Annotated in this window: 14 protein-coding genes and 1 pseudogene; 5 read left to right on the top strand and 10 right to left on the bottom strand. The window is 43.2% G+C overall.

Annotated elements, in window-relative coordinates:
- Nucleotides 1-67: 67 nt before the first annotated feature.
- From E4N69_RS05415 to E4N69_RS05395, 5 genes are read right to left on the bottom strand one after another with little or no spacing between them, the layout of a single operon-like run.
- Entirely contained in the window at nucleotides 68-859 is a 792-nt protein-coding gene (locus E4N69_RS05415) for a hypothetical protein (RefSeq protein ID WP_253824745.1), read from the bottom strand.
- A 2-nt stretch (nucleotides 860-861) separates the two neighbouring features.
- On the bottom strand, nucleotides 862-2,103 hold the full coding sequence (locus E4N69_RS05410) for an ABC transporter permease (RefSeq protein WP_253824744.1): 1,242 nt from the start codon (nucleotides 2,101-2,103) through the stop codon (nucleotides 862-864).
- A complete protein-coding gene (locus E4N69_RS05405) occupies nucleotides 2,103-2,816 on the bottom strand; it encodes an ABC transporter ATP-binding protein (protein WP_253824743.1) in 714 nt (237 codons plus the stop codon). Before E4N69_RS05405 ends, E4N69_RS05410 begins: the two co-directional genes overlap by 1 nt.
- 14 nt (nucleotides 2,817-2,830) lie before the next feature.
- Nucleotides 2,831-3,709 (bottom strand): hypothetical protein, encoded by an 879-nt coding sequence (locus E4N69_RS05400; protein ID WP_253824742.1) that lies wholly within the window; start codon nucleotides 3,707-3,709, stop codon nucleotides 2,831-2,833.
- On the bottom strand, nucleotides 3,687-4,445 hold the full coding sequence (locus tag E4N69_RS05395) for a tetratricopeptide repeat protein (RefSeq protein WP_253824741.1): 759 nt from the start codon (nucleotides 4,443-4,445) through the stop codon (nucleotides 3,687-3,689). Before E4N69_RS05395 ends, E4N69_RS05400 begins: the two co-directional genes overlap by 23 nt.
- 604 nt (nucleotides 4,446-5,049) lie before the next feature.
- On the opposite strand from E4N69_RS05395, the gene E4N69_RS05390 reads away from it, so the two are divergent.
- Together E4N69_RS05390 and E4N69_RS05385 are read left to right on the top strand one after the other, a co-directional pair.
- Nucleotides 5,050-5,541, top strand: a complete 492-nt coding sequence (locus tag E4N69_RS05390; protein WP_002691758.1) for a hypothetical protein — start codon at nucleotides 5,050-5,052, stop codon at nucleotides 5,539-5,541.
- A gap of 222 nt (nucleotides 5,542-5,763) precedes the next feature.
- The gene (locus E4N69_RS05385) at nucleotides 5,764-6,159 is read left to right on the top strand and encodes a type II toxin-antitoxin system HicB family antitoxin (RefSeq protein ID WP_253824740.1); all 396 of its coding nucleotides are present in this window, start codon (nucleotides 5,764-5,766) and stop codon (nucleotides 6,157-6,159) included.
- Between the two features lie 238 nt (nucleotides 6,160-6,397).
- Here E4N69_RS05385 and E4N69_RS05380 read toward each other — a convergent pair whose 3' ends face one another.
- Nucleotides 6,398-6,655 carry a type II toxin-antitoxin system RelE family toxin gene (locus E4N69_RS05380; RefSeq protein WP_253824739.1) on the bottom strand — a complete coding sequence of 86 codons (258 nt, stop codon included), beginning with the start codon at nucleotides 6,653-6,655 and terminating at the stop codon, nucleotides 6,398-6,400.
- A 5-nt stretch (nucleotides 6,656-6,660) separates the two neighbouring features.
- Nucleotides 6,661-6,891: a hypothetical protein gene (locus E4N69_RS05375; protein WP_253824738.1), complete on the bottom strand. Its 231-nt coding sequence runs from the start codon at nucleotides 6,889-6,891 to the stop codon at nucleotides 6,661-6,663.
- 263 nt (nucleotides 6,892-7,154) lie between these two features.
- Between E4N69_RS05375 and E4N69_RS05370 the strand changes: the two genes are divergently transcribed.
- Genes E4N69_RS05370 through E4N69_RS05360 form a run of 3 tightly spaced genes read left to right on the top strand, consistent with a single transcriptional unit; the run spans nucleotide 7,155 to nucleotide 10,313 of the window.
- Entirely contained in the window at nucleotides 7,155-8,105 is a 951-nt protein-coding gene (locus E4N69_RS05370; protein WP_253824737.1) for an ABC transporter ATP-binding protein, read from the top strand.
- The gene (locus E4N69_RS05365; protein WP_253824736.1) at nucleotides 8,105-9,160 is read left to right on the top strand and encodes an ABC transporter permease; all 1,056 of its coding nucleotides are present in this window, start codon (nucleotides 8,105-8,107) and stop codon (nucleotides 9,158-9,160) included. Before E4N69_RS05370 ends, E4N69_RS05365 begins: the two co-directional genes overlap by 1 nt.
- A complete protein-coding gene (locus E4N69_RS05360) occupies nucleotides 9,147-10,313 on the top strand; it encodes an ABC transporter permease (protein ID WP_253824735.1) in 1,167 nt (388 codons plus the stop codon). Before E4N69_RS05365 ends, E4N69_RS05360 begins: the two co-directional genes overlap by 14 nt.
- A gap of 160 nt (nucleotides 10,314-10,473) precedes the next feature.
- On the opposite strand, the gene E4N69_RS05355 is transcribed toward E4N69_RS05360, so the two are convergent.
- The 3 genes and pseudogenes from E4N69_RS05355 to rho form a co-directional block, all read right to left on the bottom strand.
- The gene (locus E4N69_RS05355; protein ID WP_253824734.1) at nucleotides 10,474-11,124 is read right to left on the bottom strand and encodes a PAQR family membrane homeostasis protein TrhA; all 651 of its coding nucleotides are present in this window, start codon (nucleotides 11,122-11,124) and stop codon (nucleotides 10,474-10,476) included.
- A gap of 73 nt (nucleotides 11,125-11,197) precedes the next feature.
- The gene (gene rpmE / locus E4N69_RS05350; protein ID WP_162663371.1) at nucleotides 11,198-11,401 is read right to left on the bottom strand and encodes a 50S ribosomal protein L31; all 204 of its coding nucleotides are present in this window, start codon (nucleotides 11,399-11,401) and stop codon (nucleotides 11,198-11,200) included.
- Between the two features lie 116 nt (nucleotides 11,402-11,517).
- Nucleotides 11,518-12,783 (bottom strand): annotated as a pseudogene (rho, locus tag E4N69_RS05345) (transcription termination factor Rho); the annotation flags it as partial.
- Nucleotides 12,784-13,315: the final 532 nt, after the last annotated feature.

Genomic DNA, 13,315 nt, shown 5'->3' with positions numbered 1-13,315 from the left:
TAGTGAGAATCGGCATACAATACGTGACGTTTGCTGCAAGGCAAACTCATCGGTTAACAAAGCAACCTCATTTGGTTGCCGAAGTTATACCTTCGATTTTTTGACTGAGCATTTTCATATTTGAATACTGAAAAAAACTTGCGGGAACATCAGTCGGAGTTATCCCTTCCGTTATCCATGTGTTGACCGTGTCTTTATCAAAAAGCAGATTATATATATCGATTTGCTTAAAACATTCGTACCCATCGACTATACCGCGGCTGTATCGTAATGTCCTCACCGGATTTTTTTTCGTATCGGTAAAGGTCAGCTCGAATACCTCATCATCCGTTTTTTCAAACAGTACGAATTTATACGCGGCCTTTGACGATGTCCGCTCAAGCGTTAAAACGCCGTCCGTTGAATCCGCGATCCGATATTCGTTTCTAAAATCGATTTTCAGAATATCCTGAATTTCAAACTCCTCAACCTTATACGAACCCGAAATTTTTAGCGGGCTTTTCAGCTTTTTCGTTAAAAGCCAATACCCCTGATCGGAGCTGAAAAAATACTGTATACCGCTTTTCGTTTTCATCCGTACGCACTGCCCATTTTTATGGAACAAACAATACGCCGTCTCCGATTTACTCGCAACGCTATTAGATTGAGCGTTCTTTCTCTGAGCGTTCTTTTTCTGCTTTATAATACGCTGTTGTACCAACACCGTCCGGTCTGAACCATACGCTTTATTCACTGAAAGAAAGCGTTCATAGTCCGTCCGGTTCTGCACTTCATCGGCATATAACACCGCGCTGCATAATCCCGCTATGCCGGAAAATACCGCCATGCAGAGCAATACTATCTTTATGTGTGTGTTCATACCTAACTTCCATTATAATGAATAAGCTGTACCGTGCTATGTTTGCAAATAGTGTACATCGGATGCAGCACGGAAATAATGCCGGTTAAAAAAATAAAAAACTGGGTTGTCAAAATCGCCGGGAGGGTGATGTAAAAACTGAGGCGGTATGCCCGTGTATATCCGGGCGGGGTCATGGTAATATTACATGTTTCCGTCAGACTGTTTCCCAGCTGCGCGAGCACGATGCCGCCGATAATACCGGCAAGGCTGATGAGGCATACCTCAAGCACCAGCATCTGCATAACGGAGGAGCGTTTCAGTCCGATTGCTTCCATCGTGCCGAACTCCCCGATCCGTTCCATAAAACTTGCGGAAAGACTTTGCGTCAATGCCGTGAAAATTAAGATATACAAAATGATGCTGATAAAAGAAGATTGATTGCGGAATAAGCCGCTGATCTGTTCCCACGAAGGATTGAGCTCCTTCCAATTCTGCGTCTGATACGGCAGCTGATGTTCGGCAAAATACGAATCGAGGGCAGCCTGTGCAGCGGGCATATCGGTATCTTTGTGGAGGTAGATGCGCATATACGAAGCGGAATCTTTCAGCTCAAAAAAATCGAGCAGCGCACTGCGGGAAGCAATAACCAAACCGGCATCGTTTTGCGGAGTACCTGTATCGAGCCATCCGCTCACTGCAAAGGAGCCTGTCAACAAACCGCTGTCCCCGATCGAAGACATAAGGTTGACAAAGGGTTCTGGTGCCGTACTCAGTTTGAGCGTTTCAAAAAGACTTTTGCCCAGCACAAGACTTTGGTCTCCTGCAAATACCGGTGTTCCATCCGTCGCACCCAAGCGCTGCGGTGCATCGTACCCCGCGCCCCAAAATACTGCCGTATCTGTATCGGTACCGATAATCCCCTGAAAGTTCAGCACCGCATCGGAAGATTTCACCGCAGGCATATCCGCATAGATGCTCCGCAGCGTTTCCATATCCCGTGCACTTAACAGCGCCGTGCCGGTATTGTCGGTATTAGCAGTGTTTTCGGTGCCGGTAGATTGCGGCTCAGCTGCGCTTTTCATGCTTACCTGAATATGCCCCGAATTTGAAATAAAGCTGAGTGCTAATCCCTGTTCGGAATATTCCACAAAACCGCGGTAGAGCAACATTGCGCTTGACGCTATCGTAATCAGCAACACCGAAAGAAAACTGCGTTTTGCATGAAACAGAATATTGTCCCATACGCTCTTCAATAAAAACATCAACGGTCTCCCTGCCTCTGTTCCATTAAGCAGCCCGCCTGCATAGTGTACACAGTATCTGCATATTCGCTGATGATCGGGTCGTGCGAAACAAAGATACCGATACCGTTCTTCTCCTTTATATAACTGCGTAGATACCCGTACACCTGATGGGAACGTTTTATATCAAGCGAGGAGGTAATTTCATCTGCGATAATATAGCGCGGATTGGTAGAAAGTGCACGGACAATAGACACCCGCTGTTTTTCTCCGCCTGAAAGTTGATCCGGTTTTTTACGAATGAGAGACCGCACATCAAAATATTCGAACAGCGGAAACAGTACCGCATCAATTTCTTTTTTTGATTTCCGTGTTATCTTCAATGGAAGAGCGGCATTTTCGTAAATAGTCTGAGCCTTAATCAATTCAAAAAACTGAAAAATCAGCCCGAAGTGTTCCAGCCGAAATTGAGCGCGCTTGTTCACATTCATGGTATTGATTTCGGAGTCATCCCAACTGACACTTCCCGCATCGGGTGTGTCGATGCCGGTAATCACATTTAAAAATGTGGATTTGCCCGCGCCCGAATTTCCGTAAATCCATACGAACGATGCAGGCGGAACGGATAGGTTGATATCTTTATTGACCTCATAGTTGTTTTTTTCTATCGTATAACTTTTATACAGATTTTTGACGGCTAAACCGTGTATTTCTTTGTTCTCTCTATCCGTCATATACCGTTTCCTTTTTATAAACTGAATATTCCGTTCCGGTAATTTTCATAGACGCGCAAGAGCAACACATGATTGGGAAACAATACTGCAGCTTTTTGTAAATAGGCGCGTCCTTTGGCACTTTCATATTTTTTCATAGAGTAAATTGAATATAAAAGATACGCATTAAACCGGTCTGCTGCAGATAACTCCTCTATATACTCCTCCTGCGATTCGATGTAGCTATTGTAATTCCCCGTTGTTACGTCAGCGGGGAAAATATGCCAGCATGCCAGTTTTACCGCTGCTTCAATGTTACCGGGATTGAGCATGAGTGCCTTGCGGTATAGCACCGGTACTGCCGAGGCGATTGCAAAAGTATTTTTCGGCACGCCTATTTTTGTATACAGATAATTTGCATACCGCATAAAGAGGGCGGACATCTGTTCCCTTGTGAATCCCGCATGTTTTCGGGTCAATTTTTCTGCTTGCCGTAAAAAGTCCTGCGCTTCACCCTGTATGAGCGTATCGTATTTTCCGCACTGCCGGTTTCCCTCGTAGACATACAACATGGAAATTAGCTTTGCGTGTTCAAAATACAGATCAAGCAGCCCCGCATCTTCAAAAGAAGTGTTAAGCGCTTCCCGGATCCGGTCAAAACTGTCCAGCAACAGCTGCGGATCGAATGACTGCATCAGGTAATACTGTTCTTCAAGAGCTTTGCAGTCGGCAATAGACAATATACCCTGAACAGGTGCCTGCGCTTGGCTGACGGCAGCGGTCATTTCCGTTTGTGTTTGCTCCTGAGGTAGCGGCGCATTTTGAGCAGCGGGAATTTCCGCGTATGCAGATACAGACAGCGCTACGCACCATACGAACAGCAGCGCGCATTTATTCAAAAAACAGTTTGCCATTTTTATTTCCTTCGCTTACCAGTTGCGTAAAGGTTTCTTTAGGGAAAAGGTCATGTGCAGCGCGTAAATCGGCAGCAGCTTTTTTTGGGTTTTCAAGTGCGATATATGCTTGTGATCGGTACAGCAATGCGAGGTATTTTTCCTCCGGCGTGTTTGAGTACGAAACCGCTTTTGAAAATGCTTTCAGCGCAGCATCAGCTCCTCCGCCTGCAATAGGAGGGGCAAAAAACAGCCAAAGCCCGTATGAAAGATACCCCTGCGAAAATTTCTTATTTTGTTTGAGCGCCTCTTCATAGAGATGACGGGAACGGAGCGCTTCATCGTACATCGTCTGCCCTGATGAAAACCCTGCCAATCGAGATTTAATATCCGCCCAGCCGACAAGCAGCCATACATTTACCTCGCTGTCTTTTTTACCTTCCATAAACGCTTTGCACCGATCATCTTGTTCGGTTAAAAGTCGGTAATTTTGCTTTGCGTTTGCTTTGTCCGCCATATCGGTTTGCTCGACTGCCAGCAATGTAAAAAGCGTCAGTTTTTCTTCTTCGTTAAGATTTGACGCTTCGATGTTCTTTCGGTATGCCTCAATGTGACTTTGAATGGCTTTTTTGCTTTCCGCATTATAGAGATCGATTTTAAACTTTAAAAAATTATTATACGCTTCTTGAGCACACAACGGCATTACACACATACATAGCAACGCTGTAAACACCGCCGTAACTGTCCGTATCTTCATAGTATCATCCTCATTGTAGAAATTTCAGCAGTTTCCGTTGGAAAAACGGATTGCGAAAAACCTCTTTATATACCTCTAGCCGGTATTATAGAAGTTTATCCAAAAAAAGTCAGTGAGAAACGTCATTGGGTACCGTGACATTTGTCATCTTTTTTAGTTGCTTTTTAAGGGGTGTTTTCTTATCCTTAGTCTGCCATTCGATATATTCTTCCCAAGCATCGTCGTGCCATATTTTCCGCACTGTTACACCTCGATAAGTTCGTGTTCAGAGATATTTTTTCTTGCTCTTATATCCGCGATTCTCTTATCAAGCACTGCGTTGTTTTCAGAAGAATAAAATGGGTAGAATAAAATACAAAAAGAATAGAAACAGCGACTGCTTGACGGTATGTGTATAATATACGTATAATTATAGGGAACCTCTAAAAACTTCAGTTTTGAGAGGTTTTCCTTTAAAACGACACGATTTTAATCAACAACCCCGACGCAGAGCATCGGGGTATGTGTTCTCATAAGGTGGTTGCAGTCGGCTTTAATACCCTTCGTTACGACGCAAGCGTCGGGGTATTAAACCCTCCGCACGAATAAATAAGGTGTATAACAAATGGCAATAACAATGATAACAACTCTTATGCTGATGGTGTTTTATTTTCTTTTGTTGTATGGAGGTGTGGCTTTTGTTCAAAACAAGAAGTTTTTTTCTTCAGCCCCCAAAGAGGTTTATGACTCTATTCCTGACCGAAAAGAAAGATTTCACGGCGCCCATATAATCGGTTGGATTATAATTGCAATTGCTTTTCTTATCCTTTTGGCTGCATTTATACTTGGAGCATGGGACGGAATTCATAATAATTTTAATTTTATTGAATTTTTCATAAGATTTTTAATTATGCTTTACGGAATGGAAACTTTCGACATTGTGTTTTTCGATTGGGTTCTTCTCTGTCATTCAAATTTCTTTCCTCATTTTTATCCGGAAGTTAAGGACATAGTAGGACCGCATTTATTTGGATATAATTGGAAAACACATGTTATGCATTACATTATATATATTCCGATTTGTGCCGCACTAGCGTGGGTATGTACTTTGTTTTAGGATGCCCATTTGTTATGGAAAAAGAATTAATACTGATTATATTTGGAGGTGTTTTGAATCAACAACCCCGACGCAAGCGTCGGGGTATGTTGTTCTCATAAGGTGGTTGCAGTCGGCTTTAATACCCTTCGTTACGACGCAAGCGTCGGGGTATTAAACCCTCCGCACGAATAAAAATGACTTGCGGTACATTCAAAAAGAGATCGAACAAGGAGCGAAAAAATGAAATATGCTTATACTGCAGTTTTTACAGAAAAAGACGGTACTGTGTATGTGCGTGTTCCCGACCTTAATGGCTGCATAACAACCGGAAAAGATTTACAAGATGCTATAGAGCAAATAGAAGACGCTATGGCAGCATGGTTATGCGTTGCAGAAGATGAGCAATTTGAAATTAAAAAAGCAACACCGCAACAGCAAATCGTACACAAAAAGAATGATATACTCTCAATAATAAGAGCTGATACGACTCGATATCGTGCAATGGTTAAAAATAAAGCTATCCGTAAAAATGTAACGCTGCCTGCTTGGCTTGCGGAAGCTGCGGAAAATGCTAACCTCAATTTTTCGCAAGAACTACAAAGCGCATTAAAGCAACGGTTGCAAATAGCGTTGTAATTTTGCATTTAGGAGAGTATCTCCTTGCCTGCAGCTTTATCATCCCATAATGATTTTATACCCGACGCTCTGAATCGTGACAAATGGCTGTCAACCATCCGCACGAATAACCGGTATAACGAGGTTCAGAAACGGCATTTGCAAAATAAAATGTTGAAAAATTTGAAAGCAGCAGTCTTAGCGGAAGGGAAATCATTTAAAGATATGTATTATTATATGAAATAGCGAATCTTGTAGGCTATTCATACACCGATGAGCGGTGCCCAATCTCAAGAACGGTAATAATCAGTTCATCATCCTTGATGCAGCATAAGATACGGTAATCACCGACACGATATCGCCATAGACCTGAAAGGTTTGCTGTCAGACCTTTTCCGCGGGAGCGCGGGTCATCCAAAGCAGTAACTTCAGTCATATATTTTTTGATTCTTATTTGTATTGGCTTATCGAGTCGTGAAAATTGTTTACTTGCCAGCGGGGTATAATTGATTTTCATTAAAATTATAACCCTAGCTCTTGATACAACTCTTCCGCAGGAATTGTCTTTTCTCCGCTGGCTACAAAATCATTCCATGCTTTTTCGGCGCGGGCGGCATCTTCAGCATCTTCCCGTAATTCAGCCAAATAGCGGCGCAAGGCTGCTTCTAAGACAGCGTTTGTCGTCCAGCCGGTCATCTTTGCAGCTTGCTCAAGTTCTTGATACAAGGTATTGGTCATAGTCATTGTAGGCATAGTGTGCTCCTTATTTTTTACTTTATCACAAGTTCTGAAGATTGGTAAGAAGGGCGGCTGTGTTTCTGTATCCTTTCAAACAAGGAGGTTGGTTGTCCTAAGCAGCAGCTTAATTAACCGGCAATCATTACCGATGACAAATGTCATAAACCGATATGATATTGCATGCTTTTTTTAGAGCTGATAAACGTGTACAATACGCATACCTGAATTGACGGAAAGGAAAACGGTTGATGGAACAGCCGAATCGGCGAGGAGAATGTATGAGCACACCGGTATTATCGGTAAAAAATCTGGTTAAGCGGTATAAAGAAAAAATCGCATTGGATCATTTTAATTTGGACGTTGCAAAAGGAGAAGTGCTGGGGCTGTTGGGGCCGAACGGCTGCGGTAAGACAACGGCAATCAACTGCATCCTTTCGCTGTTAAAGTACGATAAAGGCGAGATCAGGATTTTTGATGAGCCGATGCGTCCCGACGCTTTTGCAATAAAACGGAAAATCGGCCTTGTGCCGCAGGAAGTATCCGTCTATTACGATTTTACCGTTAAACAAAACATCGACTACTTTTGTGGACTGTACATCGATAACGGAGCCGAACGAAAAAAACTGGTAGAGGAAGCAATCGACTTTGTCGGCCTTAACAACTACGAATCGTATAAAGCGAAAAAGCTATCCGGTGGATTATTACGGAGGCTCAATATTGCCTGCGGCATTGCGCATAAGCCGGAACTCATTTTTTTGGACGAACCGACCGTTGCCGTCGATGCGCAGAGCAGAAACTTTATTCTTTCCGGTATCCGAAAGCTGGCGCAAAACGGCATCACCATTGTGTACACCACGCACTACCTTGAAGAAGCGGAACAGCTCTGCGACCGCATGGTGATTATGGATAACGGACGGGATATTGCAAACGGTACCTTTGACGAGTTGAAAGACCTTATCCGCACCAGCGAAAAAGTTGTCGTTGAGTTTGTCGGTCTGCACGATACCGCTGACAGTATAATAGAAGCATTGAAAACCATTCCGCACGTAACCGGCGTTGTACAAAACGGCTCGGAATGGCTGATCACCTTTGAAAACTCCATCAACAACTTAAACGAGCTGATTCTCTTTATCAATAAACGGCAGCTCGCATATCGCAAATTGTATTCCGAACGTCCCAGTCTCAGCGACATTTTCTTAGAGCTTACGGGAAAGGAGCTGCGGGACTGATGAATTTTTTACGCGAATTAAAGTACACGGCAATTTCGATGATCTTTACGGTAGAAGGAATGTTTTGGACGGTAGCCTATCCGATCATTTTGTCGTCGCTGTTTTTTGTAATCTTCTCCGCAATCAACACACGGGGTATAAGCGCTGCCGTAAACACCGGCATTACCGAAACAAATCCCCATCGAGTCATCTTTAATTTTATTCCGATAGTGTATGTTATTCCGATGGAACAAGAAGCTGCCGATGCCGCCTTGCGCGAAGGCAGTATTCAAGTATTTATCGAAGACGATTTATCGATCAGAATATACAAAAACGGTATCGCGCAGACAATCATTAAAAACATAGTAGAGCAGATAAAGCAAACCGATGCGCTCGGTATCCCGATACTGCCTTCTGCTTACAGAAAGCAGTACATCGACAGTAAGGATGAACAAAACAATTCGATGATGATTTTATTCTACTCGCTTTTGGCGATGGTTTCCATTTACAGTATGTTCGGCTCAATTTCCATCCCCGAACGCATACAGGCGAATATTTCAAAATTAGCGGTAAGAATGTCCGCAGCGCCTATCAAGCGGTTTAGGATATATCTTGCCGGCGTTCTTTTCTTTGTCTGTTTTAACCTTGCATCAAATCTTTTATACATCGGCTATGTTATGCTTGTGTTAAAGATTAACCTCATCACGGATTTTGCGGTAACGATTCCGCTGTTGATCTATGCAAATCTGTTCGGAACCGCCTTCGGCCTCTGTATCGGCTCAATTCCGAAAATGGCGGAAAACACAAAAGTAATGCTGTGCGTATTCAGTTCGCTGTTTCTCTCCTTTTTATCCGGTATGATGAGCGTCAGTATCAAAACCGCGTTGGATACTTCGTTCCCGCTTCTGAGTAAAATAAACCCCATCGCGCTTTTTACGGATACGTTATACAACATCAATATCCTGCACGAATACGATTTAGCGCCGTTATTTTTTATTGTGTACTCAGGATTTATCGCGCTGTTTTTAAGCATTGCATTCTTTAATGCGCGGGAGGTACAGTATGACAGTCTATAAGCATTTTTTGCAGATGATATGGCAGCGGAAAATCGGCACCGTCATCTTTCTCGCTATCTTTTTATCTCTGTGTTTTGTAAGGCTGCAGCCGGAAAGCAGGAATGCGCACGGTTTTTCCGAAACGCCGCTTACCGTTTGCATTGCAGATCAAGATCATTCACCGCTTTCGAAGCAGCTGACCGCCTATTTGCAAACAAAACACACGGTTACGCTTTTGGACGGTTCCGGTTTAAGTGATGAAGCGCTTTTGAAAAAAGTTAGGAAGGATATTTCCGTCGGTTTGATCGATGCGGGATTAATTATCTCCGAAGGGTTTGAACAGAAAACAGAATTAGGACAAAAAGGAATCATCAGCATTAAAGACGGCAGACGGGCGGCAGCGTTCTATATCGATTCGCAAATACAAACCTTTTTACGCTTTGCACTTTCAACAAAGGAAGCAACGGGGGCTTTCGACTTTGAAAAAGTACGAAACGCGCTTGCGGTACGAACCGAGGTTATCAAGGTGAACCGAGAGGAAGACACATCGACTGCCGCAGGGCTTAAATATTTTTTCAATTTTCTGGGATGGGCAATATTCTCGCTGATTATCAATTCCATCGGCTGGGCGCTGTTTGAATTAAATAACGAGCGGCTGAGAATCCGCACGGCCGTTTCACCGGTGTCGAATATACGGTTTGCTTTTGAAAATTTTGCTGCGCAGCTGACCGTCGTCGCCCTCTTTCTTGCGGTTTTAATTGCCTTTGCCGCGCTAATGTACCGGCAGACTATCCGTACCTTGCCGCTTGCAAGCTATACGCTGAACGCTGCCGTCTACGCAGCGGTGGTTTTAAGTGCGGTTTTTATGCTGAACGCCGCGCTAAAAAAAGGGACGGTAATGGGTATTGTCGGTACGGTGCTTCCCCTGTCGCTTGCTTTTATTTCGGGGATTTTTTTGGAACAGGAACTGCTGCCGAAAAGCATTACTACGCTCGCTCAAGTCTTTCCGACATACTATTATGTGCGTGCAAATACTTTTACTGAACGAATGCTGCGTCCCGATTGGAATAATATCGGTATGCAGCTTTTGTTCCTATTGCTGTACTTTACGCTCGGTGTTTATTTCAGTAAGCTGAACAGGGTGCGAAATAAAATCGAGTTTGTGCAGAAGTAAGCATAACAAAATGTCATTGAATGTCGTCCGGATAGCGTACTTCTAAAATGATTACAGCAGATACAGGATATGGTAGTGAAAAAAATCTATGAGCATCTTGAGAAGGATGGAAGTATTGTATTAGTAAAACATAGAAAGCTAACGGAAAGTGCCAGTCCCCTTATATGCTGTAATAAATAGAAAAGAAATGCATGATGCTTCCGGCGAGCACAAAGAGGTGCCACACGCCATGCATCCATTTTATTTTTTTCATAGCATAAAAAACGCAGCCGGCGGTATAGAGTACACCACCAAAAATTAAGAAGCGAAAGCTAAGTAGAGGGAGTTGTTCTTTCAGCGGCTTTGCAGCAAATATAATAAGCCATCCCATCGGGATATAGGTAACAACCGATAACACACGTACCCTGCTTCCAAATATCGCATAGAGCACAATACCGATTACAGCTACCCCCCAGATAACACCGAAGATAGACCAACCGACCGCTCCTCTCAGCGCAGTAAGGCAATAAGCGGTATAGGTTCCGGCGATCAGAATATAAATTGAACAATGATCGAATATACCGAATACTTTTTTTGTACCGAGTGGTAAGGCATGATAGAGTGTTGAAAACAAATATAAAATAATTAACGAAGATCCGAATATTGTAAATCCGACAATACATCGCGCCCGGTATTCATCAGGCGCATAATGAACCGCCCGGATAATAAGAAGCACCAAACCGGCAATCGAAAGCAACGTTCCAATGCCATGTGTTATTGCATTGACAATTTCTTCGCCGGTTGTATATCGTTTTGTAATCACGTGCGCCATCATCGCCCCCATAAAAAACAAAACACTAAAACCAATCCGTTTTAGTGTTTTGATTCTGCGGAATAACGGACTCTTAGTCTTTAATATTGTAGCGTTTCTTAAAGCGATCAATACGTCCGGCTGTATCTACCAGTTTCTGTTTACCGGTAAAGAAAGGATGACAAGCAGAACAAATTTCAACTTTAATATCTTTTTCTGTAGAACGTGTCCGAATAACATTTCCACATGCACACGTAATCGTTGTTTCCACATAATTAGGATGAATATCTTTTTTCATTATAACACCTCTTATACACTGCCCCGAAAAGAGCATTACTATAGGTATTTCTAAAAACTTTAGTTAGTTTTTAGAGGTTTACTATACCATTTCAGCATCAATCAGCCGCGGCCGTATTATTGCATGGTTCCGGAATTCATCAATTTCAAGAACACTTCATTATTCTTACTTTTCTTCATTTTGTCAAGAAGTAAGTCCATAATTTCGATGTCATCCATCGGATTGATAACCTTCCGCAACAGCCAAATCCGTTGCAAATCAGCCTCGTTAATCAAAAGTTCTTCTTTACGGGTGCCCGACTTCTTAATATTAATCGCAGGGAATATACGGCGATCTGATAATCGACGATCTAAGTTGATTTCCATATTACCCGTTCCCTTGAATTCTTCAAAGATAACCTCATCCATACGGCTGCCGGTTTCTATCAAAGCCGTCGCGATAATGGTCAAACTTCCGCCTTCTTCGATATTACGGGCAGCACCGAAAAAGCGCTTGGGCTTATGCAATGCATTCGAGTCGACACCGCCGGATAACACCTTACCGGAAGTCGGTACCGTTTGGTTATACGCACGGGCAAGACGTGTGATGGAATCAAGTAGGATCACCACATCTTTTTTGTGTTCGACTAACCGCTTTGCCTTTTCCAATACCATTTCCGCAACCTGTACATGCCTCGTTGCCTGTTCATCGAAAGTAGAGGAGATAACCTCGCCGTGCACCGTTCGCTCCATATCGGTAACTTCTTCCGGCCGTTCATCAATCAACAAAACGATAAGATATACCTCAGGATGATTCTGCGTTATAGCATTCGCGATTTGCTGCATCAATATTGTCTTACCGGTACGTGGAGGCGCAACAATCAAAGAACGTTGCCCTTTTCCGATCGGACAAAACAAATCCATAATACGAGTTGAATAAAGTTCGCTGGTTGTTTCCAGATTGAGTTTTTGGCGGGGATACAGCGGGGTAAGGTTATCGAAGGGAATACGGCTTTGAGCAATAGAAACATCCTCAAAGTTTACCGACTCAACCCGCAGCAGAGCAAAAAAACGCTCTCCCTCTTTAGGTGAACGGATTTGCCCGTATACGGTATCGCCCGTTTTAAGATTGAACAACCGTATCTGACTCGGCGAAATATAAATATCATCGGAACCGGACAGATAGCTATTCTGCGGCGAACGCAAAAAACCGTAACCATCGGGTAGAATTTCCAAAGCGCCTGAGGCAAAAATAATTCCGCCGTTTTCGGTATGATTTTTCAGAATAAAAAAGATAATTTCTTGCTTTTTCATCGCAACCATATCTTCGTGCGGTATACCATATTGCGCTGCCAAATCACGCAGGGCATGCATCCCCATACGTGTCAAATCGTTAATAACCAATTTTAGTTTATTCTCATTGTCTTCGGAACCGATATTTCCATCCGCACCGACAGCGGTGGAATCCTGCGTTCGATTATAGGTTCTTCGCATAGAAGATTGGCGGCGCGGTTTCTTCTCTACCTCAGGCGCAGTTCCGTCGAAGGATGATTTTCTGTGCATACGTGGCCGTACTACTAATTTTTTTTCAGGCGGTTCATCGGGCGCAGAAGAATACTCTGCATTACTGCCTGTTCGGTGTGCAAACCCATCAGATTCAAGGGACGCAGTACCCGCGGCCTCTTGTTGTTCCAGATTCAACTCAGGTTGTTCTTGGAAATCCGGAGCGGCTCCGTCAGCAGTAAAAGGCGAACGGCGTACTTTTAAGATTGTCATAAAATTTCTCCATAGTAAGTTTTGCTTTTTAAAATATCAAAAAGATACGGAGTATTTCCTAAGAAAGATTAGCTTTGATAAGTTGTTTTAGAAACCACAATATCCAAACAAAAAGCCTTTATCAACAACCTATCGTTGCATACAGCGCTTACGATACGAT

Source organism: Treponema sp. OMZ 906 (assembly GCF_024181185.1).
Lineage (GTDB): Bacteria > Spirochaetota > Spirochaetia > Treponematales > Treponemataceae > Treponema.
This window is presented reverse-complemented; position numbering and strand designations above follow the sequence as displayed.

Excerpts from the sequence above, each read along its gene's own strand:
- E4N69_RS05415 (WP_253824745.1), bottom strand. The coding sequence starts at position 859 with ATGAACACACACATAAAGATAGTATTGCTCTGCATGGCGGTATTTTCC.
- E4N69_RS05410 (WP_253824744.1), bottom strand. The coding sequence starts at position 2,103 with ATGTTTTTATTGAAGAGCGTATGGGACAATATTCTGTTTCATGCAAAA.
- E4N69_RS05405 (WP_253824743.1), bottom strand. The coding sequence starts at position 2,816 with ATGACGGATAGAGAGAACAAAGAAATACACGGTTTAGCCGTCAAAAAT.
- E4N69_RS05400 (WP_253824742.1), bottom strand. The coding sequence starts at position 3,709 with ATGGCAAACTGTTTTTTGAATAAATGCGCGCTGCTGTTCGTATGGTGC.
- E4N69_RS05395 (WP_253824741.1), bottom strand. The coding sequence starts at position 4,445 with ATGAAGATACGGACAGTTACGGCGGTGTTTACAGCGTTGCTATGTATG.
- E4N69_RS05390 (WP_002691758.1), top strand. The coding sequence starts at position 5,050 with ATGGCAATAACAATGATAACAACTCTTATGCTGATGGTGTTTTATTTT.
- E4N69_RS05385 (WP_253824740.1), top strand. The coding sequence starts at position 5,764 with ATGAAATATGCTTATACTGCAGTTTTTACAGAAAAAGACGGTACTGTG.
- E4N69_RS05380 (WP_253824739.1), bottom strand. The coding sequence starts at position 6,655 with ATGAAAATCAATTATACCCCGCTGGCAAGTAAACAATTTTCACGACTC.
- E4N69_RS05375 (WP_253824738.1), bottom strand. The coding sequence starts at position 6,891 with ATGCCTACAATGACTATGACCAATACCTTGTATCAAGAACTTGAGCAA.
- E4N69_RS05370 (WP_253824737.1), top strand. The coding sequence starts at position 7,155 with ATGAGCACACCGGTATTATCGGTAAAAAATCTGGTTAAGCGGTATAAA.
- E4N69_RS05365 (WP_253824736.1), top strand. The coding sequence starts at position 8,105 with ATGAATTTTTTACGCGAATTAAAGTACACGGCAATTTCGATGATCTTT.
- E4N69_RS05360 (WP_253824735.1), top strand. The coding sequence starts at position 9,147 with ATGACAGTCTATAAGCATTTTTTGCAGATGATATGGCAGCGGAAAATC.
- E4N69_RS05355 (WP_253824734.1), bottom strand. The coding sequence starts at position 11,124 with ATGGCGCACGTGATTACAAAACGATATACAACCGGCGAAGAAATTGTC.
- rpmE (WP_162663371.1), bottom strand. The coding sequence starts at position 11,401 with ATGAAAAAAGATATTCATCCTAATTATGTGGAAACAACGATTACGTGT.